This is a genomic window from Coprococcus sp. OM04-5BH (genome assembly GCF_003482105.1).
GTDB lineage: Bacteria > Bacillota > Clostridia > Lachnospirales > Lachnospiraceae > Coprococcus.
The window spans coordinates 74,520-98,904 of sequence record NZ_QULM01000006.1 but is presented as its reverse complement, the minus strand read 5'-3'; the positions used below and the strand labels follow the sequence as shown (position 1 = coordinate 98,904).

20 protein-coding genes are annotated in these 24,385 nt (G+C 42.6%); 16 read left to right on the top strand and 4 right to left on the bottom strand.

Features of this window, described 5'->3' with window-relative positions; all coding sequences use genetic code 11:
• The first annotated feature begins 15 nt into the window (after window positions 1–15).
• From DXB54_RS10710 to DXB54_RS10655, 12 genes are all read left to right on the top strand, one after another.
• Entirely contained in the window at window positions 16–711 is a 696-nt protein-coding gene (locus tag DXB54_RS10710) for a FadR/GntR family transcriptional regulator (protein ID WP_118695171.1), read from the top strand.
• A gap of 102 nt (window positions 712–813) precedes the next feature.
• Window positions 814–1,377 carry a cytidylate kinase-like family protein gene (locus DXB54_RS10705; protein WP_021938614.1) on the top strand — a complete coding sequence of 188 codons (564 nt, stop codon included), beginning with the start codon at window positions 814–816 and terminating at the stop codon, window positions 1,375–1,377.
• A gap of 168 nt (window positions 1,378–1,545) precedes the next feature.
• Window positions 1,546–2,211 carry a response regulator transcription factor gene (locus tag DXB54_RS10700; protein ID WP_021938615.1) on the top strand — a complete coding sequence of 222 codons (666 nt, stop codon included), beginning with the start codon at window positions 1,546–1,548 and terminating at the stop codon, window positions 2,209–2,211.
• Window positions 2,212–2,229: 18 nt separating this feature from the next.
• Window positions 2,230–3,579 (top strand): sensor histidine kinase, encoded by a 1,350-nt coding sequence (locus DXB54_RS10695; RefSeq protein WP_021938616.1) that lies wholly within the window; start codon window positions 2,230–2,232, stop codon window positions 3,577–3,579.
• A gap of 244 nt (window positions 3,580–3,823) precedes the next feature.
• A complete protein-coding gene (locus tag DXB54_RS10690) occupies window positions 3,824–5,452 on the top strand; it encodes a DUF6034 family protein (protein ID WP_021938617.1) in 1,629 nt (542 codons plus the stop codon).
• A 63-nt stretch (window positions 5,453–5,515) separates the two neighbouring features.
• Window positions 5,516–7,078 (top strand): DUF6034 family protein, encoded by a 1,563-nt coding sequence (locus tag DXB54_RS10685; RefSeq protein WP_118695169.1) that lies wholly within the window; start codon window positions 5,516–5,518, stop codon window positions 7,076–7,078.
• Window positions 7,079–7,080: 2 nt separating this feature from the next.
• Window positions 7,081–8,769 carry a DUF6034 family protein gene (locus DXB54_RS10680; protein ID WP_118695168.1) on the top strand — a complete coding sequence of 563 codons (1,689 nt, stop codon included), beginning with the start codon at window positions 7,081–7,083 and terminating at the stop codon, window positions 8,767–8,769.
• A 63-nt stretch (window positions 8,770–8,832) separates the two neighbouring features.
• Window positions 8,833–9,717 carry a hypothetical protein gene (locus DXB54_RS10675; protein ID WP_021938620.1) on the top strand — a complete coding sequence of 295 codons (885 nt, stop codon included), beginning with the start codon at window positions 8,833–8,835 and terminating at the stop codon, window positions 9,715–9,717.
• 4 nt (window positions 9,718–9,721) lie between these two features.
• Complete coding sequence (locus DXB54_RS10670; RefSeq protein WP_118695167.1) at window positions 9,722–10,351, top strand: hypothetical protein; 630 nt, start codon at window positions 9,722–9,724, stop codon at window positions 10,349–10,351.
• A complete protein-coding gene (locus tag DXB54_RS10665) occupies window positions 10,341–11,048 on the top strand; it encodes an ATP-binding cassette domain-containing protein (RefSeq protein ID WP_118695166.1) in 708 nt (235 codons plus the stop codon). The genes DXB54_RS10670 and DXB54_RS10665 overlap by 11 nt, the downstream gene beginning before the upstream one ends.
• 15 nt (window positions 11,049–11,063) lie before the next feature.
• On the top strand, window positions 11,064–12,665 hold the full coding sequence (locus DXB54_RS10660) for a hypothetical protein (protein ID WP_118695165.1): 1,602 nt from the start codon (window positions 11,064–11,066) through the stop codon (window positions 12,663–12,665).
• The gene (locus tag DXB54_RS10655; RefSeq protein ID WP_118695164.1) at window positions 12,631–13,419 is read left to right on the top strand and encodes a hypothetical protein; all 789 of its coding nucleotides are present in this window, start codon (window positions 12,631–12,633) and stop codon (window positions 13,417–13,419) included. Before DXB54_RS10660 ends, DXB54_RS10655 begins: the two co-directional genes overlap by 35 nt.
• On the opposite strand, the gene tsaA is transcribed toward DXB54_RS10655, so the two are convergent.
• Window positions 13,369–14,100 (bottom strand): tRNA (N6-threonylcarbamoyladenosine(37)-N6)-methyltransferase TrmO, encoded by a 732-nt coding sequence (tsaA, locus tag DXB54_RS10650; RefSeq protein WP_021938625.1) that lies wholly within the window; start codon window positions 14,098–14,100, stop codon window positions 13,369–13,371. The two genes, DXB54_RS10655 and tsaA, sit on opposite strands and share 51 nt — an antisense overlap.
• 323 nt (window positions 14,101–14,423) lie before the next feature.
• Between tsaA and DXB54_RS10645 the strand changes: the two genes are divergently transcribed.
• The 3 genes from DXB54_RS10645 (at window position 14,424) to DXB54_RS10635 (ending at window position 18,252) form a co-directional block, all read left to right on the top strand.
• The gene (locus tag DXB54_RS10645; protein ID WP_118695163.1) at window positions 14,424–16,142 is read left to right on the top strand and encodes an alanine/glycine:cation symporter family protein; all 1,719 of its coding nucleotides are present in this window, start codon (window positions 14,424–14,426) and stop codon (window positions 16,140–16,142) included.
• A 313-nt stretch (window positions 16,143–16,455) separates the two neighbouring features.
• On the top strand, window positions 16,456–17,013 hold the full coding sequence (locus tag DXB54_RS10640; protein WP_021938627.1) for an Hsp20 family protein: 558 nt from the start codon (window positions 16,456–16,458) through the stop codon (window positions 17,011–17,013).
• Between the two features lie 282 nt (window positions 17,014–17,295).
• Window positions 17,296–18,252, top strand: coding sequence for a DnaJ C-terminal domain-containing protein (locus DXB54_RS10635; RefSeq protein ID WP_021938628.1), 957 nt, complete (start codon window positions 17,296–17,298; stop codon window positions 18,250–18,252).
• A gap of 71 nt (window positions 18,253–18,323) precedes the next feature.
• Here the strand turns inward: DXB54_RS10635 and DXB54_RS10630 are convergent, their stop codons facing one another.
• The 3 genes from DXB54_RS10630 to DXB54_RS10620 all read right to left on the bottom strand — a co-directional run bounded on the left by DXB54_RS10630 (window position 18,324) and on the right by DXB54_RS10620 (window position 21,813).
• Entirely contained in the window at window positions 18,324–19,118 is a 795-nt protein-coding gene (locus DXB54_RS10630; protein ID WP_021938629.1) for a putative ABC transporter permease, read from the bottom strand.
• Between the two features lie 63 nt (window positions 19,119–19,181).
• Window positions 19,182–20,696, bottom strand: a complete 1,515-nt coding sequence (locus DXB54_RS10625; RefSeq protein WP_021938630.1) for a hypothetical protein — start codon at window positions 20,694–20,696, stop codon at window positions 19,182–19,184.
• Between the two features lies 1 nt (window position 20,697).
• Window positions 20,698–21,813, bottom strand: coding sequence for a hypothetical protein (locus DXB54_RS10620; protein ID WP_118695162.1), 1,116 nt, complete (start codon window positions 21,811–21,813; stop codon window positions 20,698–20,700).
• Between the two features lie 566 nt (window positions 21,814–22,379).
• Here DXB54_RS10620 and DXB54_RS10615 point away from each other — a divergent pair.
• Complete coding sequence (locus DXB54_RS10615) at window positions 22,380–24,356, top strand: BMP family ABC transporter substrate-binding protein (RefSeq protein ID WP_021938632.1); 1,977 nt, start codon at window positions 22,380–22,382, stop codon at window positions 24,354–24,356.
• Window positions 24,357–24,385: the final 29 nt, after the last annotated feature.

Here is a 24,385-nt window from a genome sequence, read left to right as displayed (position 1 = left end):
AAAAGGAAGTTGAAAATGGGAGAAGAAAAAAAGCTTACAGGGGTAAATCAGGAATACGAAAAGGTAATACAATATATATACGGACGTATGCAGGATGGTAGTCTCATGATTGGAAGCAAGCTTCCTACGGAGCGGGCTATTGCAGAGGAACTTGACATTGGACGTAATTCCATAAGAGAGGCATTGTCTACATTAAGTGGTATGGGGATCATAAGACGTGTCCAGGGGTCGGGCAATTATATTTCCGGTGATGTGGGATCTGCTATACAGCAGATAATTCAGATGATGTTGGCACTTGGCAGTATAACAAAGAAGGATATATGCGAGTTTCGTCGTGTAATTGACAAATCAATATGCAGTATATTGCTTAACAAGGGACTTTCAGAGGATTACAGGGATACCATTGAAAGGATACTGGCCAATATGAAGGTGGAGCAGGAGCTTCCTGTGGAGCCGGATAAGAGTTTTCATGAAATACTTGTGAGGGCAACGGAGAATAATATATTTATCACTATTATGCAGTCCTTGACGAAGATCTACAGAGAGTGGATAGACAGAGCCTTGGTGAAGACAGACGCAGGGCAGAAGGATATGCTGTATGAAGTGCATTTTAACATGTATAAGGGACTGGTGGATAAGAACAAGGATCAGGTAATGAATGCCATAGACAGGCACTATGATTTTATAGACGGGCTTGTGGAGGATAACTAAAAATTTAAACATGTTGATGTTCATGACCTGTGTCAAGTTTTATAAAAACTTGATATGTGGTGTCAGGTTAAATTATCAATGTTTAAGAAAGCAGGTGGGAAAATGATCATTACAATTGGAAGACAATGCGGATGTTCGGGTGACGAGGTTGGAAGAAAGCTGTCAAAGCTGCTTAACATACCTTTTTATACCAAGAAGGATCTTATAGGATTGGCAAAGGAAAAAAAGATATACGAGAAGTATCCATTTTATTTTGGTGAGGAGCCGGTTAACGCCATGGTAAGCTCTGTGGCAGATGATTTCTGTGCATCAAAGGCTTATGATATTCCCCATAAGGCGCTTAAGGTTCTGCTTGGGGACAGGGACGCTATAGTAATTGGAAGGGCATCAAATTATGCCTATAGGAATGAGCCCGGTACAGCAAGGATATTTCTCTGTGGAGACAGGGCAGAAAGAGTGAAAAATATTGCAAATAAGCATGGTGTCTCAGAGCGGAAGGCAAGGCTTATGGTAGATAAGACAGATGAGAAGAGACGTGGATATCATAAGTATTATACCGGTGAAGAGTGGGGAAGCGCCGGGAACTACGACCTCTGCATAGATGCAGTGAAGCTTGGAGTTGACAAGACTGCCAGACTGATCGCCGACTACACTAAGATAATGTAATTTATTTGTAAAAAGATAAGATAACTACTGATATTCTCTGAAAAAAGTGTTAGCATATGGGTAGTGTTATATTATGAAAGATGTGACGACAATAAATGCATGTGCAAAAATTGTGCTGTACTGTATTGAAGATGTTAAGAATGCCAATGCGTAATACTTGGAGGGAATATGAGAAAGAACAGGATTCTCATTGTAGAGGATGATGAAGCCATAGCCAGAATGATAGCGATGAACCTTAAGGTGGCCGGCTATGATACAAGGATTTTTTTAGATGGGCTGGAGGCATACGAAGCTCTTCCGGAGGACAATAATTACGATCTGGCACTGCTTGATGTAATGGTTCCGGGAATGAATGGATTTGAGCTTATGCCGGAGGTGGCTAAGTATGATATACCGGTTATATATGTAAGTGCCAGAGACGATCTTAATTCTAAGCTCACGGGACTTACAGGGGGTGCGGAGGATTATATAACCAAGCCCTTTGAAATCCTTGAGCTTCTTGTAAGGGTAGAGAAGGTCCTGGTAAGGAACCACAAGATAGACAGCACCATAGAGGTGGCAGGGCTGGTGATAAATGCTGACGAGCACACGGTTAAGAAAAACGGCAGGGAGATATCCCTGAAGCCTATGGAATTTGAACTGCTGTTGGTGCTTGTCAAGAACAAGAATATTGCCATATCAAGAGAGAAGCTTTTGTCTATGGTATGGGGAATTGATTTCGCCGGTGAGACAAGAACTGTGGATGTGCATATCGGACAACTGAGGAAGAAGCTTGACCTGTATGACAACATAAAGACCGTATCCAAGCTTGGATACAGATTTGAAGATAATTAGCAGGACATGAGGTAGGCTGTGTTAAAGAAACGAATAATATTGATAAATGTCATATCCATGCTTATTGCTTTTGTTCTGTGTGATATGGTCACGATCCTTCTTGTGTACAGAAACAATGTTGCTGATGTAAGTGAGAGGTATCAGAGGGATCTTGACGAGACCGCCACGGGTCTGGGCAGCAAATATGCAGCAAATGGTGATCTGGAGACTCTGAAATTCTATCTGAAGAGGCAGGAGGATTACTATCTTGTCTGCTATAAGACCAGTGGAACAGATGAGGACTATGGAGAAAAGGTCTATAACCACACCTTATACGGATATGATTTTTATGGCTCTGTAAATTATAAAAAGAATAATGTGTATCTCAGATTTGGCGATAAGGTGTATGCACCTATAACTGCAAAGTATATGGATCTGAGGTTTTATTATCTTTGCGATGTGACGACAGCTTTTAATAAGACCTGGAGAACGGCATTGGTGATAGTTGGCGTTACTGTTACAGTATTTGCAATAATGCTGTTCATCCTAATAAGACTTACGAAAAGAATACTTGACCCTGTTGCCAGTTTAAAGGAAAGAGCCATAAAGCTGTCTGAGGGAATATATGATACGGGTATAGAGATAACCTCAAAGGATGAGATCGGAGATCTGTCCAGAACTTTTGACACCATGGCAGAAAAGATAAAGCTTCGTGAGGAGGAGCTGTCGGAGTCCGAGCGCAGAAAAACCCTTCTGATGGCGAATCTCTCCCATGAGCTTAGGACACCTATGACATCCATGTCAGGGTATGCAGAGCTTCTGCTTAATGCCAAGCTTTCTGAGGAGGACAGGGAGACTGCCCTCATGTATATGCAGTCGGAGTGTGGAAGATTAAGCAGGTTATCCGGCAAGATGATGAAGCTGTTGTCTCTTGATCAGGATCAGGAGCTGGTGCGAAAGAAGGTGTCTGCGTCAAAGCTTTTTGCAAATGTATGCAGAATCTGTGGTGGTGTTGCTGATGATAGGAATATCCGGCTCATATGCAGTGAAAATGGTGAGGATTTCACGGTTGACGAGGATCTCATGACGGAGGTGCTTGTTAATCTTGTGGACAATGCCATAAAGGCCAGCCCTGAAGGTGCGGAGATAACTATCACAGCCAGAGATAAAAGCATAAGCGTGACAGATAAGGGCAGAGGAATACCCGGGGATGAGATCCACAAGATACTTGAACCATTTTATATGGTGGACAAATCAAGAAGCAGAAAAAGCGGAGGCGCAGGACTGGGGCTTGCGATAGTTAAGCTTATCCTGGACAAACACAATGCCACTCTTGAAATAAACAGTACTCTGGGACAGGGTACATCCATGAATTTACATTTTGTTTAAATTTTGATGAATACTTGATGAAAGACCACATGCTAGAATAAACCTAGCATGTGGTCTTTGTGTTTGCACAGATTTCTATGTGACATTAATTGCATGTCAAGTAGCTGTCAGCCCACTGGATTTTATAAATGGGCTGGTGTTTAGTAGATTGTGTCAAGTTTTCTATGAAAACTTGACATGTAGCGTCAGCCCTCGCCGCAGGCGATTTATTATGAGCTGATGTTCAATATGAAAAGAGGAAAATATGAAAAAGACGAAGATGTTATATATACTTGCAGCGGCATCCCTCGTGCTTGCCGGCTGTAATAAGAAGCCGGACAGTCCTGTGGCCGGAAATATGGATAATCTGGTAAATGAAGTGGTGGAGACCAGTACAGACAGCAGTTCTGAGACCAGTACCGAGACTGCCGGTGAGACAGTAGATGAGGCTGTTGGTGGCAATGCTGAGTATGTAAGAACCATAAAAGATGATAAGAATAAGGTGAATGTTGAAGTGCGTGCACAGGTGGAGATTCCTGAAGCGGATAAGCTGTCGGTGGTGAGGGTCAGCCAGAAGGAGTTTGATGATGATTTCCTAAATAGATTTCTTGATATCTGCGAGCCGGACACGGTATTCACAACAGATATGATATATACAAAGGAATACTGTGAGACGAAGCTGGCAGCGATAGATGACGAGCTTAAGGCGGCACAGGAAGAGGCTGACGAGGAGGAGCGCAGCAAGGGAGAAGCATCAATAGAAATACGTGATAAGCTGTATTCACTGAATGAAGACCTTAAGACCTGGCAGAGGAATTATGATAGGGCAGCAGATGATATAAACAGGGAGGCTGTATTAAAGTATGCAGTAACACCGAAGCTTGTCAATGTGGCTGATGAGCTTGGCAATGATCCGGAAAATAGCTTTTATGAGTGGGAATATAGTCTTGGAACAAAGGAGGTGTTCACCGGTACGAACTGTGGTGTGGATGGCAGGTATGTTACAGTGTACATGCAGAACAGTGAGGACAATGGAAACATGTTTAAATACAGAGTGGCAGGAACCTGGGATATATATGTTAAGACAGTTCTAGGAAATACCTGTGGAATACAGAGGAAGGAGAAGGCAGATCTGAAGGATCTTCGCCCAGGAGCTGAGAACTATCCGGAGCTTCCTAATGAGGCAGATGCCACCTTGTCTGCCGATGAGGCAAAGGCGGAAGCCCAGGAACTGCTGGATAAGCTGGAGCTTACGGATTATGCGTGCAAGAGCGCAGAGCTGTGCTATGAAATCCCGGATTTCAGAGATTGTAATAATAAAGGTGACGGATACAGAATGGTATATGTCATGAAGTACGTCAGAGCCTTTGACGGCGTGTTCGTAGATAATGAGGGTGGTTATATGTTTCTGGATAATGATGATGAGCAAAAAATCTGGGAAGGAGAGCGGATAAATGTATATGTAAATGATGATGGCATAGTGGGTTTTGATTATATAGCACCTCTGGAACTGGGGGAAACGGTGAAGGATGACTGCAGCTTGAAAAGCTTTGACGAGATAAAGACGGTATTTGAAGATGGCATAACCACACTATATAACTCAGGCATGGAGAAATTATTGGATATGGACGGGAAGGAAGTGGAGTACACAGATATGGGTGACAAAGAGGATGTGAAGTATACAGATATCAAAGTGAACAAGATTATACTTCGTTATACACGATTAAGTGAGAGAAGTGATTTTCATACAGGACTTATGGTTCCGGTGTGGGATTTCATAGGTGACATAGACTATGGTGATACCTCAGGTCTTTCCGGACAGGAAAAGGACAAGGTGGTGTTTACAATAAATGCAGTAGATGGATCTATCGTGGACAGGGCGGCAGGATATTAAATTATCTGTATAAGACTGAAATCTGTTAGACGGGCATACAGAACCATCTGAAAGGAGATTAATATGAGAAAGATAAAAACATTATTTGTATTAACTGTGGCGGCTGTGATGCTTGCAGGATGTCAGAAGAGTCCGGAGACTCCTATAGTTCAGAATAAGGATCTGGATAATATGGTCAGTGAAGCAAGCGGAGATGGAACAGACAGCAAAAAAGCAGATGCTGTGATACAGGAAACAGCTGAGAATTACGAATCCTATGTTAAGGATATTTCAGATGAAACCTTTAAGGTAAATGTAAAGGTAAATGCCCAGGTTGAAGTCCCTAAGGTAGACAAGCTGTCGGTAGTGAGAGTGAAGCAGAAAGAATTAGACGATGAATTTCTGGCGAAGTTTCTCAGCGTATGTGAGCCGGATACTGTGTTCACTTCAGACAGAATATACAACAGATCAGAGTGTGAGGATAATATATCACAGATAAGGAGCCAGATAAATGATGTTGAAAATGGAAATACTGACATTTCTGATGAGGAGAAACAAACAGTGATAGAGGATCTCCAGAAAAACATTGATTCATGGCAGAGTATCTATGAAAATGCTCCGGAAGAAGTGACTGCAGAAGATGTTGAAGCAAAAAAGGAAGATACAAAGCTGGTCAGCGTGGCAGATAAGCTGTCCGATAATCCTGATGATGATTTCTATCAGTGGGAATCGGAGCTTGGTACAAGCAGACTTTTCTATGGAAGCAACAGTGGAGTAGGTGGAAGATATGTATCAGTATATCTTCAGAATAATGCTGATTATGGCAATCTGTTCAGGTACAGGGTGAGCAATACAGATGAAATATATGTGAAATCTGTTGTGGCAAGCGGACTTGAGGGACACGGAAAGACAAAGCAGGAGCTTGACAGTTATATGGATGGGGCCTCTGGGTTCTCTGAGCTCACGGGGGAAGCTGATGCCACCATATCTCTGGAGGATGCCAAGAGCAAGGCACAGGAGCTTATAGATGAACTGGGGCTTACTGATTTTGCATGCAGCGATGCAGATCTGTATTATGAAGTCCCTGAGTTCAGAGATACGGCAGCCACCCAGGGATATCGTAAGGTTTATGTTATTCAGTATCTCAGACAGTTTGATGGTGTGTTTGTAGATAATAACAGCGGGGATATGATGGTTGATGACTGGTCGGGTGATGACTACGTGAAGAAGGTGTGGTCTGGTGAGAATGTAAGGGTATATGTAAATGACGATGGAATAGTGGGATTTGACTATGAAATACCTCTTGAACTTATGGAAACCGTGGTTGAGGACAGCAGCATAAAGAGTTTTGATGATATAAAGAAGACCTTTGAAAGCATGATCGTTGCAAATTATGCATCAGATACCAGCAGTGATGATGATACTAATCTGAGTACGAATGTAACTGTAGATAAGGTGGTGCTCCGATACACAAGAGTCAGTGAACAGGACAGCTTTTCTACCGGACTTATGGTTCCGGTATGGGATTTTATCGGCAGTGTAAGCTATGAGGGAGATGCATCAAAGCTGGAGGCAGAAAAAAATTCAGTAGTCCTTACCATCAATGCCATAGACGGCACCATCATAGACCGTACTGTGGGATATTAAATTTGCAGATTGAATTTACGGATAATATTAGTGATACAGATACATGGGTTATGAAGAAGATATTTTATACAGCAAAGGCAAATTTTGGCGGCTGCTTTTTAAGGGGAAGGGCGAAGCACATGGGGAAAAGAATAAATAAGGTACTGGTAGCGATTATTGTGACTGCGATATTGGCAGGATGCCAGAAAAATCCGGATACACCAATAGTACAGAACAAAGATCTGGAAAATATGATAAGTAAAGCTGAGGAAACAGGTGAAGACAGTAGTAAGGCAGATGTAATAATACAGGATACTACACAGAAATATGAAAACTATATTACAACTATTACAGATGACAGTTTTAAGATAAATGTAAATGTTAATGCCAGGGTTGAGGTTCCGGACGTAGATAAGCTGTCAGTAGTAAGGGTAAGGCAGAAAACTTTGGGGGATGATTTCCTGAGCAGATTTTTAAATATCTGTGAACCAGATACTAAATTTGCTGCTGATACTATATATACGAAGGCTGATTACGAGAGATTGATCAGTGTAAAGAAGGAAGAAGTCGATTACCTGGAAGACAAGAAACAAAATGGTGGGGCAGAAACTGATGATATTGACAGCCGTATTGAACAGGCAAATGCTGATCTGAATTCTCTTAAGGAAGGATATGAAACAGCACCAGAGACAATAACAGCTGAAATTCTTGAGCCACATGTGGTCGAACTCAAAATGGTAGATGTGTCTGAAGAACTGGAAAATAATCCTGATGACAAATTTTATACATGGGAAAATGATCTGGGTACGACAAAGCTGTTCAGAGGGACTAACAGTGGCGTTGGTGGAAGATATGTAACAGTGTATATTCAGGAGAATGAGGAACGTGGTAATCTGTTCAGATATATGGTCAGCAATACAGGAGAAATACGGGTTAATTCGGTGATTGGTGATGTGTATGACGATTATAGCGTGACTGAGTCTTTGGCAGAGATGAAACAATATTTGGGCTTGGATGAAATCAAGGAACTGCCTAGGGAAGCTGGGGCAAATATCTCCGTTGATGAAGCAAAAAATATGGCGCAGGAGTTGATGGATAAGATGGAGATTGCTGATTTTTCCTGTGACAGTGCGAAGCTATGCTATAACAGACCAGAGGGACTTGATGGATACAGAATGGTATATGTGTTGGAGTATAACCGACAGTTTGATGGTGTTATGGTTGACAATAGCGGAGGCTATATGGAGAGCGATGGCTGGACAGGGGGAGAGTATAATCTTAAAACCTGGTCAGAGGAAAAAATAAGAGTTTATGTAAATGATGATGGGGTTGTGGGTTTTGAATATGAGTCGCCATTGGAACTGACAGATACAGTTGTCGAGGACAGCAGCATAAAGAGCTTTGATGAGATCAAAGGTATTTTTGAGAAGATGATAACTGTAAGCTGTGCACAGAATAATAATCCTATAGATGGAAATTCTCCTAAGGATGGGACATATACAAACTATAACATAAATAGGGTTGTTTTAAGGTATACAAGAGTCAGTGAACAGGACAGCTTTTCTACCGGACTTATGGTTCCGGTATGGGATTTCATAGGAGATGTAGAATATGGAGATTATTCATATAAGGTTGATCCTGAGAAAGATAAAGTAGTCCTCACCATCAATGCCATAGACGGCACCATCATAGACCGTACAGTGGGATATTAAATTTGCAGATTAAATTTACGGATTAAATTTACTGATAATATTAGTGATACAGATACATGGGTTATGAAGAAGATATTTTATACAGCAAAGGCAAATTACAAAAGGTGGGTATACAGCCCACAGATATATCTGGCATTTATGATAGGTTTTATATTCTGCTTTCTTTTGTCGGACAAGGTGGTGCAGTTTTCGAAGGAGCATGACACAGTGCTTCAGATGAATGAAGCATTTATCTGGACCTTTGGCGATGCCAAGTCCGTAATGGTGGTATCACTTATGCTGCTGTTGATATTTGCAGATATGCCCCATCTGGGAAATGACGTGCCATTCTTCCTGGTGAGGATAGACAGAAGGACATATATTCTGGGGCAGATATTTTACATGGTTTCAGCGACAGGTATATACACATTGTTCATAATGGTGTCCACCATGGTGCTTTCCATGTCCAGATCATATACGGCAAATATGTGGAGTGACACGGCTGCAATCCTTGGTTACTCAGATATAGGGCAGAAGATAGCTGTTCCTACATTTGTGAAGGTGCTTGAAAGATCATATCCATATCAGGTATCCCTTAATATATTTGCACTGCTTCTTGGTTACACCATGCTGTTATCCTCCATAATACTGTTCCTTAACCTGGTGAAGGATAACCTGGGAATGGTAGGGGGGATCATATACTGCCTGTTCGGATATCTTCTCACTCCGGACATAGTACAGGCATGGTTTAAGCTGTCGGATGAGCAGAGCCGGATCGCAAATATAATATTTGGCTGGATGTCACCTCTTAACCAGGCAACTTATTATATGCATAATTTCGGGTATGATAATCTGCCGAGACTTGGATTTTCATATGGATTTTTTGCAGTGACGAGCACCCTGTTTTTCGTGCTGTCAGCAATAAAGATAAAGAGATATACCTTTAATTTCACAGGTACATGGAAGTAGGAATATGAACAGTTTTATTATTGATATACGCAGGGCTGTGGGATCCATTGGATTTGCAGCGGTGGTCATAGTGGAATTTCTTATCTGTGTGTATTCCGGATACGGAACGGAGACATTTTACATGAGTGTCCCTGTGGCGGCGGCGATACCCTACAGTACAGCCTGGATCGTAGATTATCAGAGCGGATTTATAAAACAATATATCGGCAGGACCACAAAAATGGCATACATAACTGGCAAGTTCCTTGCCTGCGGAGTAAGTGGCGGCGGTGCCATCCTTATGGGGGCATGGCTCAGCAGCTTCTTTATAAAGGAAAGCAAGCAGGTAGAGTATCAATACTTGCCTATATTCGCAGCAGGATTTGTATTTGCAGTGCTGGCACAGCTTATAGCCACTGTATCCATGAGCAGGTACATCGCATACGGCGGAGGCTTTGTGATCTGCTATGCACTGGTCATTGTGTATGAGCGGTACGCCAGGAACCTGTATATGCTGTGCCCCTACGAATGGTCCAACCCCCAGAAGGAGTGGATGTTCGGGGAGACAGGGCTTGTAATGTTCCTTATAGGAATCTCGCTTGTGTTGCTTGAAGGATTTGCATTGGCAGTAGGGAGGAAGTTAAATGACATCTGATGATAACAAAAAAGAAGGGATAGTAGTGGAACATCTCTTTAAATCCTTTGGCAGGGACAGGGTGTTAAATGACGTGAACATAAATATTCCCCCGGGCTCCATACATGGGGTTGTGGGAAATAACGGAAGCGGCAAGACCGTGCTGATGAAATGTATATGCGGCTTCATGAGGCAGGATAAGGGAAAGGTATATGTGAATGGTGCTGAGATAGGAAAGGACGAGGATTTTCCGGAAAGCCTCGGCATGATAATTGAGACACCGGGCTTTCTGCCAAATGTAAGCGGTTATAAAAATCTCAAGATACTGGCAGACCTGAGATCCAGGGTAGGGCGTCAGGAGATAAGGGCATCCATCGCTAAGGTGGGACTTGATCCGGACATGAGAAAGCCCGTATCCAAATATTCTCTTGGTATGAGACAGAGACTTGGGATTGCCCAGGCAATCATGGAGAATCCGGATGTACTGATACTTGACGAGCCCTTTAACGGACTTGACAAGAATACAGTACTTAAGATGAGAAAGCTGATCCTTGATCTGAGAGATCAGGGAAAGGCAATACTTCTTGCCAGCCATAATGCAGTGGATATAGAAGAGCTGTGTGACAGGGTGTATGAGATGGAGATCGGGGTGCCTCCGGTATCTGTACCCGGAAAGAACAAAGCCGTACCATGCAGTGAAATGCATATTTTTCGATAAAAGGAAGAGATGGATATGAATAAGAATAAAAGAAAATACCTGATTTTATTATGCAGCATAATATGTATGCTTGTGGTAAATTCCCGCGGATTGTATGTACATGCCATAGGACTTGGTGCTCCATTAAATGAGACCGACAGCGAGGGAGACCAGATATCTCCGGATAATAACAAGGATAAGGCAGATACCACAGAGCCAACCACCGAACAGGCTAAGGAGCCGGACAAGGAACCTTCCACGGAGCCGGTAAAGGATCCGGAGTCTGTATCCGCAGTCGAGTTCAATATCGACAATGAAAATCTGTATCCCGGAATGAGCAAGACCTATTCGGAGGGCTATATGCCGGAATGTTCAGAGGGAAAGGCAAGTATTGTTATACCGGTTACAGCCACAGGAGACATAAAGGATAATAAGATAAGCACAGCGGTACAGCTTGGAGATACTGCCGGTTCCCCATTTGTCTATAAGAACTACAGAAAGGATGTAACCTTAAAGGACTGGAATATAAATAATTCCAACAAAAAGAACAAAGCATATCTGGTGCAGTATGATCTCAGTCTGAACAATGACAGGATAAACGGAACCTATCCGGTGGATGTGAAGGTGGCAGGATATGACAGCAAGGGCAATAAGGTTGAGGACACATACACACTTTATGTGGTAATAACAGACGGTAAGGAGCCTGACACAGGAAGCAGTGATGATGTGCCTGCAGACGAGCCTACTACAGAGATAACATTTGCCCCTAAGGTGCTGGTCAAGGAATATAAGACTGAGTCCACCGGGGAGAATAAGCTAAAGGTAAACATCACCATATACAACTCCAGCAAATCTGAAAATGTCAGAAATCTTACGGTTTCGGTAAGCGATACTGTTGAAGGATTGCAGCTTGAGAGCCCTTCTGATACGGTGTTCGTGGACAAGTTAAATGTTGGGGATACCTATGTTGTAACATATGAATATTCCTACAGTAAGAAGCTTGCCAGCGGCCAGTACAATCTGGCCCTTGCCATGGACTACGCTGATGACAAGGGCACTGCCTTCACCAGTGCAGGAAATGCCAAGATCAGTATAGAACAGCCCCTTGATGTAACATTTGACCCGGTTAATTTCCCGGCAGAGGTTGAGGTCGGGGATAAGGTTACCGTAAATCTCAATGCCATAAATCTGGGGAATACGCCTGTATACAACGTGAGGGCAATACTTGAAGCTGACGGTGTTGAACCGGCAGGAACCCTCTTTATAGGTGCCATTGAAGCCGGTGCCGTGGGAAATGGCAGTGTTGATGTGAGTATAGGAGGCCTTTCCACCGGCAATCTGTACGGTTACACCTCAGGCACCATAACCTGCTGTTATGAGGACACCAACGGAACAGAGTATACTTACGAAATGGAATTTGAGACAAATATAATGTCACCATTTACCCAGACAACGACAACCGCAGAAAAGCCTGCGGACACATCCCAGTGGTGGATCATAATGGTGATCATAATAGGCATATTCCTTGTATTGGGAGGCATTATCATCGGGAAATGCGTCATAAACAAAAAGGTTGCCGAGATAGAAAACAGAGAAGACAGCTATGAGAAGATATCTGAAGAAAATAAAACAGAATGATAGTGAGAAGATAAGGCTGATACTGATAGTTGTGATCGTTGTCTGTGCTGTAAGGATATGCATGTATGGGGGGAGTCTGGTGAAGATCCTGTCCCATAGCATGGAGTGTGTGGTGAGCGGTGATACCTCAAGAAACGGACTACAGAAGCTTTCGGAGCTTTCTGAGGTCACATGCTTTACCCTTTATAAGGAAGACCGGCTCTCAGTGACCGTAAGGCAGCATGATTTCAGCTTTCCTGTGAAGTATGTGTCAAGGGAATATATGAGAGACAGGTACAATATCAGTAACGGCAGTGCAATGACCGTGTACTATGCCAATGACAAGGCGGTGAAGGAGCTGGCGGAGTATTGCAGCATAGAGAATGGGCAGGTACGTATCACAACGAATAGCGACATAAAGATATTCGCCGAGTCATCCCTTCCTGATGAAGAGGCAGCCCTTTATGCGGTGTACGATTTCAGCGATGAAAGTACAGGTGATAAAAGTACCGGAAGTAGCAAATCTGCCGGTACATCAGATGACAATGCCGGCATGATGGATACGGGTGTTGACAGTTACAATATTCTTATTTACATAGATAAGCAGAATATCGACGGCAAGACAATGGACAGGATTTCGGCAGCAGGGTATGTGCCTGTGGACCGGACCGCCATTGACAGGGCAGTAGATAAAGAGAGGCTTATCATAATAAGAATAGAATACTTATTTCTTATTATCCTTGCTTCGGCAGCCGGCTGTATGTTCCGGAGATAGAATCTCTATGGATATGACTGTGAGCACTTTTTCCCTTACAGTGAAACGGAAGTTATACCCTGCAAATGCAACTCCGTACACCCTGTCCGGATCGTTCTGATATCCCGGTCTCGGGTCTCCTGCCAGAAGTGCTGTCAGGGCAGACTTTTTGTCAGCTCCCAGATGGGAAAGGATTTTTTGAAGCGATGGTTCATCTGCAAATATTACCTCAAGGGGAGTCTGGTCTATACTCTCCGTGAAGCCTCCTGTTGCGTCAGGGTGGCAGTCGCTGTAAGGGATGTAGGGCTTGATATCCAATATTGGAGTGCCATCCAACATATCTATCCCCGATACATAGAGCAATGGTCCATGCTCCTCAGTATACTCAATCCTTTCAAGTCGTACAGACGACAGACCTATATTGTTAGGCCTGAAAGGGGATCTGGTGGCGAATACTCCCATTCTTGTATTTCCCCCAAGCTTTGGCGGCTTAACCGTTGCACTCCAATGATCCTTTTTGGCTCTGTTAAATTCCCATAATATCCAGATGTGTGAGAAGTCCTGCAGTCCCTTGAAGGCTTCGGGCTGCCTGTATTCCGGCAGGAACTCAATAACTCCGGTAAGCTCCGGTATCAGACCACTCTGTCTTGGAATGCCAAACTTTTCAATAAAATCTGTATGTATAAATCCAATTATATCCATAATAAATGTACCGTTTCCTAAGTATTGTTTTAATGAAGAGCATACTTTGGGCAGTGCGTTCTTCATATAAAAGAATTATAACAGAAATAATGAAATCAGTGAAATACATGTTGGGGGAATCATAGCGTATGTATGTTCCTAGACATATGTTAATGTCAGGATGGCAATACTAACATATTAAATTAAGTGGTGTACTAACATATTAATATTAAGTGGCATATTGACAAAATGAGAAAAAATATATATTATAATGCCTATGAATGTCAATGGAGGCATACGCTTGTTGCGTGTGCCTCTATTTTTTTTTGAGAGGAGAGAATGATATGGAGAGACTCGGAGCAATTATTTCGGCAGTGGATGATTTCGTATGGGGTCCGGTAATGCTTATTCTTCTTGTGGGAACAGGTATATTCCTGACTATACGTCTTAAATTCCTGCCATGGAGAAACCTTGGCTATGCCATTAAGAGCACATTGTCAAAGGAAGCACGAAAGAAAGATAAAGGAACCGGTGATATATCACCATTTTCAGCACTTACAACAGCGCTGGCGGCAACAATAGGAACCGGTAATATAGTAGGTGTTGCCACAGCTATGGTATCAGGTGGTCCCGGTGCCCTGGTGTGGATGTGGATTTCGGCATTATTTGGACTTACATCAAAGTTCTCGGAGTGTATGCTTGCCATTAAGTATAGAGAGGTAAATGAAAAGGGCGAAATGTCCGGCGGTCCAATGTACACCATGAAGAAAGGTTTTAAGCATAAAAGGGTGGGAGCGGTTCTCGGCTGGCTCTTTGCTTTATTTGCAGTGATAGCGTCCTTCGGTATAGGTAATATGACCCAGGCAAATTCCATTGCAGAGTCATTAAATGATACCTTTGGAGCTTCAGTGAAGGCGGTTGGTATTGTATTGACAGTTCTTGCACTGCTTATCATAGTAGGCGGTATCAAGACCATATCAAAGGTTTCTTCAGTAGTTGTTCCTGTTATGGCAATCTTCTACGTTATTGCTGGTCTCGTGGTAATAATTATAAATTATAGAAATGTTCCTGATGGTGTTGCCATGATATTTAAGATGGCATTTAACGTCAAGGCAGTAGGCGGTGGTCTCTGTGGAACAATAACAGCAGCGCTCATGAATGCCATGAGGTTTGGTGTAGCCAGAGGAGTATTTTCAAATGAAGCAGGTATGGGTTCGGCAGCCATCACAGCGGCTGCAGCAAAAACGGATAATCCTGTACGTCAGGGATATATCAACATGACCGGTACCTTCTGGGATACAATAGTTGTGTGTACAATTACAGGTCTTTGCATTGCGTCATCAGGAATGCTTGGGGCAAATCAGAACGGCGTGGAAGGTACATATACGGTTACAGACAGCGTAATATCGGTTCAGGCAACGGACACCGATGATAAGGACTGCTCAGCGGAATATTCCTATGAATTTAATGAAGATGGCACGGTTCTTACCATAAAAGATACAAAGGCAGATACGGTCACAGAGCTTACCATGGTGCCGGAGAAGGATCTTAATATTACAGATTCAGTGGACGCCACAGAAAAGCTTAATGTCGGTGAATGCCTTGCTGTAGCAGGGGATGTGTCGGGAACATGGACAGACGGAGAAGGTAATCATTATACATTCAGTGATGATGGTGTATATGCTGCAACAACTGTTGTAAAGGGTGCAGCTCTTACAATACTATCTTTTGAGTCGGCTATAGGAAAGGCTGGCGGATGGTTGGTAAGTATCGGTATTGTGTTATTTGCATTTTCAACTATCCTGGGATGGGAGTACCATGGCGAAAAAGCCTTTGAGTATATATTCAAGACCCATAAATTCAATATGATATACAGAATAATATTCTCCCTTGTGGTCTATATCGGAGCAACCATGACACTTGATATAGTATGGAACTTCTCAGATGTGGCAAATGCTTTGATGGCGATACCTAATCTTATCTGTCTCCTTGCCTTAAGTGGTGTTATCGCAAAGGAGGTAAATGATTTCCAGCCTATATTGAAGGCGGAGAAGTCAAAATAAAAGCTGGCACCAACCAAAGCTGGTACTAAAGTACTAAAATAAAGTTAATATCAAAGCTGAAGTTTAACTTCAAGTTGAAATAAAAGGCACCATGACAGAATGGTGCCTTTTGTAGTTCACAGAATTTTCACAAAAATTATTAGCACTCACTATTGACGAGTGCTAATAGAAGTGCTATAACATAATTGTCAAAAGGAAAACAACATATCAGCAACATCAATGTATGATGGTTCCGTAGCTGATCTGCTTAATATATTGTATGTAACGTACCTTTGTGGGGCACGTTGCCTGTATGGAAAAGGAGAGATGACTTATGTTATTAACAACAAGAAACAATGATTTATTCGACACATTTTTTAATGATCCATTTTTTGAGGAGTCTTGGGCAGGATATCCATACTACCCTGAAAGAGAAGCAAAGAAGCCTGAGAAAAAGGCATACGGACATACATCTAAGAGTCTTATGAAGACAGATATTAAGGAAGATGAGAATGGCTATGAGCTTATGATGGATCTTCCCGGATATGAGAAGAACGAAATTGCTATCAAGCTGGACAAGGGCTACCTTACAGTAACAGCAACCAAGGAAACAGAGAGTAATAAGGAAAGCCAGGATGGTGAAAAGAAAGAAGCTTCCGGCGAGAAGGCGGTTGATGAGAAAACTGCAGAAAAGCCGGCACAGAAGCCTTCATTCAAATACATCTGCAAGGAAAGATTTTCAGGAAGCTGCCAGAGAACCTTCTATGTAGGTGAGGAAGTGGAGCAGGAGGATATCAAGGCTGCATTTAAGAACGGCGTCCTTGTTCTTAGCATTCCTAAGCCTGAGAAGAAGGAAAAGCCTGAGACTGACAAGTACATTGCTATTGAGTAATCATGATGAAAACAGTTATTTGATGGCTGCCCGGAGTCGGTGTATATAATTTGGATAATAAGTAAAGTGAATAAAATCATTGCTTATTTTTCAATAAGCTTTATAATATAAAGGATTGAACATGCTAAGGCGTGGGAATATCCGAAGATAGAAGGAGCTTCCGGCACTTGCAGGAGGCTCCTTTTAATATTTTTGCTGCAACAGGTCTGTGATAGTATGCAGTGGCTTTTTTGACAATAAAAATTTCAGTGATAGATTAATAAATAGTAGGAAGTGACGCAGATGGCAGAAAAAAAAGATTGCTATGAGGTTCTTGGGATTTCAAGAAATGCTTCCGAGGCAGAGATAAAGAAGGCATACAGAGTCCTTGCGAAGAAGTATCACCCGGACACCAATCCCGGTGATGCCCAGGCTGCAGAGAAGTTTAAGGAAGTTACCGAGGCTTACGAGATATTAAGTGATCCGGAGAAAAAGAAAGTATATGATCAGTATGGTCATGCAGCATTCGATGCAGGACAGGGAGGTGGCAATCCTTTCGGAGGCGGAAGCTTTCACTTTGAAGGTGGAGATATGGATGATATACTTGGAGGTATATTCGGTTCATTCTTCGGCGGCGGTGGAAGAGGTAGCGCAAGAGGCGGTTTTGATGGCGGCTTTGGCGGCTTCGGAGGAGGCTTTGGCGGTGGAAATTATCCTTCACAGGGAAGGAATATTGAGTCAGAGCTTACGATAGAATTTGAAGAGGCTGTTCTTGGCTGTGATAAGAACATAACCTTAAGCAGCTCCGGTAAAAATCAGACGCTTAATGTCCACATACCTGCCGGTATGGAGGAAGGCAAGTGTATACGTCTTGAGGGCAAAGGTTATCCCGGTGCGAATGGCGGTCCAAACGGAGACCTGATGCTAAGGATCCATATAAAGGATAAGCCCGGTTTTGAAAGAAAAGGAAATGACTTGTATACAACTGTGAGCATACCGTTTACCACAGCAGTTCTTGGCGGTGAGGCAATAGTAAGCACCCTTACAGGTAATGTAAAGTGTAAGATTGCCGCAGGTACCCAGTCGGGAAGCAAGATAAGGCTTAAGGGTAAGGGTGTTGCCAATATAAGAAACCACAACATCGTAGGTGACCAGTACGTTACGGTACAGATACAGGTTCCTAAGAAGCTGTCGAGAGACGCGGTTAAGGCACTTAAGGAATATGGAGTACTGTCAGGAGAACTGGAATCCGGCAAATAGGAGCAGCAACCATTAAACATCATTACATAAAATAAAAAAAGGAACATGATCGGTTGATCATGTTCCTTTTTTTACTGTATATCGTCTTTAAGCTTTTTTGCAACCTTCTTGATCTTCTTCTGTATGGAGAAGTTCTCACTGCTTTTCTCAAATGCTGTAGAAAGAGCATTTAAGCTATGGAGAGGATGTAGGAAACGACGTTTCTCTTTCTCCTCATCAAGGGCTGTAGCAATGTGGGCTTTGAGCTCCTCTATTCTTACAACTAAGTTGTAGTCGTCTGCGAATTTCTTGACTTTTGTCATTATCTTAAATGAATTTACCAGGTCAATCACGAATATTCCATAGAAGAAGCCTATGAAGAATGAGAAGGTAAGATGACCTGCAAGCCATATAAGTGAGTTGATAATGTGTGGGTGTATGAAGAAGTAATATATGGCAGCCACAACGCCCCAGAAGAAGGTGAACAGCGGACATATGATACCCTGTATATTGCCGGGACGGTCACTGTAATCCCACAGCTTGATGTTCATACCCTTTATGAATATGAGACCTGCGATGTACTCGATCACCGTCATGGCAGCGGTCATAATAAGAACTGTTACAATACTCTGTATCACGGGATGATCATCCAGGGCAGTAATGCGGATACTTGCAATGGAACATAGTATTACAAGACCTGTTCCATACAGCGGAAGCCATGGTCCCATCAAGAAACCGGGATTTATCCATTTGCGGTTAGGATTATTCGGGGAGAAAAATCTTCTGAAGAAGAACTCTATGACCCAGCCTATCATGCTTCCCATGCTGAACAGGAAGAGTATAACAAGCATATTGCTTAAATCGAAATCTCTAAAAATATTACTCATAAAATCACATCCAAATTCTAAAATTCCACCACTGCAGGTTAGCTTGCAGGGGTGGTATGATAATTAATTATCAGCTGTATAGCTGTAGATTATGCTCTTAACATCGTCGGCGTCGTTGATGTCGTATGAATAGAAGTATATCGAATTGGTACGATTGTTCATATAGTTTGACTCCTCATTCATTTCATCTATGGTCACGTCGTTGCCGTTTACTTTGTATCTTTCATCATTATAGTTGGCGTAGTAGGATTCCTTTTCTGTCCATGTCTTACCTGAAAGCTCGATCAATGAACGTCCCTCCCATCCGTCTGGAAGAGTCAGGAGATTTATTACGACAGAAAAAGAATTGTCACCTATACGATCCATGTAAAATACGCCGGTAAGGACAACCTTGTCGCTGTCATAGGTATATACAAATTCCAGATCATGGTCATAATCAATAGCTATAAGCTCAGGTATACCATTTCCATCAAAGTCATGAAGGGTAAATTCTGAAATATATACATAGTTTGAGTCCATTTTTGATGGATCGTTATAATCTCCGGTAGCAGGAGCAGAAGCCATATCATTCTTTACAGTATTGTTTATATTTGCAATATATTCCACATAAGGAGTCATCCATGCCTCGTGGGTTGATTCCCAGGCAGCGGCGGTGTTGACTGTTCCTTCATAGAACTCGTCGATCTTCTGAAGGATTTCCTTGGCATCGTCAAGTCTGCCTTCTGCTACGGCGGCATTTGCCTGGTCAAGGTAGTAGGTCTTGCCGGTGTCATATGCGTTATCCTTTAATGTTTCAAACTTCTGGGAGTAGCCGGTGGTGTCATCTTCATATGAGAAATAGTAGTCCAGCTCATCTACACAGTAATCGTAGCACTCGTAGTACTGATCATTATCGAAGTAGCCCTGAGCCTCCTGATAATGTGTCTCATACTTCTGGATGTTCTGAAGATCATTGGCGATCCTGGTGGACTTGTCATATGCAGAAGAGTAACCGTTAAACAGGTCTGCACCGGTATATGCATAGGCATTTAACTCGTCGGCAGTTATGGTATTATTCCTGAACTCCTCGTTTTTTTCGTCCAGGTATTCCACCATGGCATTGTCAAATTCTGTGTCGTCGGTGTAGTTGTTATATATATCAAGGAAACTGTTCCTTAACTTGATGTATTCATCTGACTGCTTGTTGTTTATGTATTCCTTTGCACAGTCCTCATAGAGGCTTGTCATCTGGTATCTGTCACCCTTCGCCTTGAAGTCTGTTACTTCTGTAGGTATTTTTTTAGTTACTGAGGTGGCAGCATCCATGCACTTTGAGAATTCCTTATATTTTATCTTGTCATTCTCGAGCTTATTTTCCTTGTCGTAGGCGAAGTCAATAAGCAGATCATTTGCCTTTGTTCTGCCGTTGTCGGACAGTTCTCTGTAGGCAGATTGGGCAGCTTTGCTGTCTCCGTCGTTAAGTGCCTTGAAGAGCTTGTTCATCTTCATTGCAGGTGACGCAAATACAAAGAAACCTACCAGATCCACAACCACGAGAACGGCGGCAATTATCAATAATACCTTATATTTTTTCTTCATATCATTGTTCCCCCTGTTCTGTAGAAGCGTTGTCTGTTCCGTCTGCTGAAGTATCATCGGAAGCTGAGGTGTCGCTTTCGTCAGTTGAACCGGCTTCTGTAGCAGCTTCCGTGGTGTTTTTGGAATCTTTGTAGCTTCCCTTGAAATCGCTTGTGGCTGAGAAGAAGGTGGATATCAGAGTAAGTATCGCCACGGCTATAAAGCCTGCTCCCGCAATGCCCAAGGCGGTGAGGGATAAAATTTTGTGAAGCTTATCCTTAGCTGCCTCGTCCATAGGCTTCTTAGGTTCCTTTGCAGGTGTTGGTGTCATATTCTGGTTAAAGCCTGTCTGACCGTAAGGGTTTCCGTAGTTGTTCTGTGATTGATTGTAACCGTTCTGGTTAAAGCCTGTCTGACCGTAAGCATTTCCGTAGCCGTTTTGCGGCTGACTGTAACCGCTCTGTGCTTGATTGTAACCATTCTGGTTAAAGCCTGTCTGACCATAGGCATTTCCGTAGCTGTTCTGTGGCTGGCTGTAACTATTCTGATTAAGGTTCTGCTGACCGTAGCCGTTTTGTGGCTGATTGTAACCGCTCTGGTTAAAGCCTGCCTGGCCATAGGCATTTCCGTAGCTGTTTTGTGGCTGGCTGTAACTATTCTGATTAAGGTTCTGCTGACCGTAGCCGTTTTGTGGCTGATTGTAACCGCTCTGGTTAAAGCCTGCCTGGCCATAGGCATTTCCGTAGCTGTTTTGTGGCTGGCTGTAACTATTCTGATTAAGGTTCTGCTGACCGTAGCCGTTTTGTGGCTGATTGTAACCGCTCTGGTTAAAGCCTGCCTGGCCATAGGCATTTCCGTAGCTGTTTTGTGGCTGGCTGTAACTATTCTGATTAAGGTTCTGCTGACCGTAGCCGTTTTGTGGCTGATTGTAACCGCTCTGGTTAAAACTCTGCTGGGCATATATGCTTTGACCCAGGCCTTGGCTGCTTTGATCATATGCAGTCTGGTTTTTTGAACCGCCATTGGGACTCTGAACCTGATCCTGATTCTGCTGAGATTGGTCAAAACCGTCCTGGGTAGTATCGTCTGCTACTAAAACGGTTGTTGAATCTTCATCGTTATAAAGTGAATCTCCCATTTTTCCCTCCATTTGTATGTATTAAAAATATAGTCTAAGTATAATAGAATCCCGGGAGTTGTGCAACAAATATATATATCACTTGGTAGTGGCAAAGTTCTATATAAAAAAAGGCACGCAGGTCGTGTCAATGAATAAGAGAGGATACGAAAAGAACCCGGAGGAGAGAAACTCCAGCCGGGTTCATATATATAAGTATTCACACACACCAAAGTTAATTTCGATTTGTGATAAATTGACTTATCTATATGTATATATTATACTATAAGCTAATAAATATCAAGAACAAATATATAAAATATATAAAACAAATTGTGAACTTTTTACAAACAAATATTAATGTCTATAGAAAAATATTGAAAATAGTATAATATAGATATGAGAACTTTTACCGGTATTTTATGTTTGCTCTTTACATTTTCAAAAAGTGTGATAGAATACCGAGTTTAGTAAGAGTAGATTAGTTTATTGACTGCGTTTTCGAAGTGATTGAATAACCTTGGTCTGCAAGGTTTTCTTCCCTCGGTCTGTGAGGGAGTGTTGTTCGAAAGATAGGAGTGATTTTTATGTCAGCAACGGAATATTTAGCTGCACAGAAGCTTGGCGAGAAAAGATATCAGGCTGATGTTGCCAGGGGCGTAGATCCATATTTGCCGGTACTAGATAAAATAATTACTGCGTCGGATGTGGTTGGGGAGATTAATTTAGGGTTACAGTATATAGCGCTTGGAAATGTTGTGGGAACAGCAACGGAGGGCAGGACTCACGCATTTGCGTCGAATTTCATGCCGATTCTTGATTATAATACAGAGTTTGGTGGCAAGTGGGCAAGTCTGTGTCAGTCACACCTTGAAGAGGGAATACACGATCCCATCAAGGTTTATGAGTACATGACCAAGTTCTATGTAATAGAGGGAAATAAACGAGTAAGTGTTCTTAAGTATTTCGGCGCAGAGTCAATCCCTGCCATGGTAATAAGAAAGATGCCGAAGAAGACCGACGAGCTTGAGAACAAGATATACTATGAATATGTAGACTTCCACAAGCAGACCGGAATCAATTATATGTGGTTCTCACAGCTTGGAAGCTATGATAAATTAAGGGAGCACCTGGGCATAAGTGACGGTGAACCCTTGTCGGATGACGCAAGACTTGACTTTAACTCGGCACATCTTGCATTTGAAAAGGCATTTCTTGCCAAGAAGGGCGCAGATAAGCTTAAGATAAATGTGAATGACGCAATGCTTATCTTCCTTAATATATATAGTTATGAAGAATTGAAGCACATGAGCCGGGACGAGGTCAAGGCAAATGTTGATAAGGTATGGGACGAGATAATCCTCAGTCACCAGAAAAAGGAGACTCCGGTAACGCCGGTCCTTGATCCTGTTGACAATTCAAAGCCTAAGCTTCTTAACATACTTCAGGCAAAGCCTAAGACCCTTAAGATCGCATTTGTATATGATAAGAGACCTCAGGACTCCATGTGGATATATTGTCATGAACTTGGAAGAAATGACATTAAGAATAAATTTGCAAATCAGGTGGAGACCACGGCGTTTCCGTTGGTTGATACCCCAGAGAAGCTGGTGGAATGTCTTAATAAAATAGTTGAAGAGAAATATGATCTGGTATTTACCACAAGTCCGGAGATGCTAAATGCGTCCCTTAAGGTGGCAGTTGCCCATCCGGAGATAAAGATACTTAACTGCTCACTTAACACCACCACAAGCCATGTAAGAACATATTACGCCCGCATGTATGAGGCTAAGTTCATTACAGGTATCATAGCCGGTTCTCTGTGTGAGAACAACAAGGTAGGATTCGTGGCAGATTATCCTATAAGCGGTACCGTTGCAAATATCAATGCATTTGCCCTGGGAGTACAGATGGTAAATCCTAACGCGAAGGTGTATCTGGAATGGTCCAAGGTTAAGGGCAGCAATCCTAAGAAGAGATTTGAGGAGCTGGATGTTCACTATATCTCATATATTGATATGATCGTCCCTGCAAATGCTTCAAGAGAGTTCGGACTGTTCTGTATAAGAGACGGTAAGATAAGAAATCTTGCGATGTCGGTGTATAACTGGGGTGCCTTTTACGAGAAGATCGTGTCAGCTATCCTGGCAGGAAACTGGAAGGAAGATGAGAAGCTTGATGAGAAGAAGGCGGTAAGCTACTGGTGGGGAATGTCAGCCGGAGTAGTGGATGTTATCTGCTCGGCACATCTGCCTAAGGGAACCATAAGACTGGCAGATCTTATGAAGGATCTTATCAAAAACGGCAAGGTTTCACCTTTCTACGGTAAGATAATTTCCCAGAAGGATGTGGTTGCCGACAACATGAACAGCGAGCTTGATATACAGGATATACTTAACATGACATGGCTTAATGACAATATAGTGGGAACCATTCCTAAGCCTGATGAGATACAGGATGACGCTCAGGATATCCTGGCAGTCCAGGGACTTGATCAGCCGGAGAACCTTGAGCTTAAAAAGCCGGTGGAGACGCTGGTGAATTCGGAGCAGGAACAGAGATAAAGATGTGTATAGCATCATAATAATGTGGG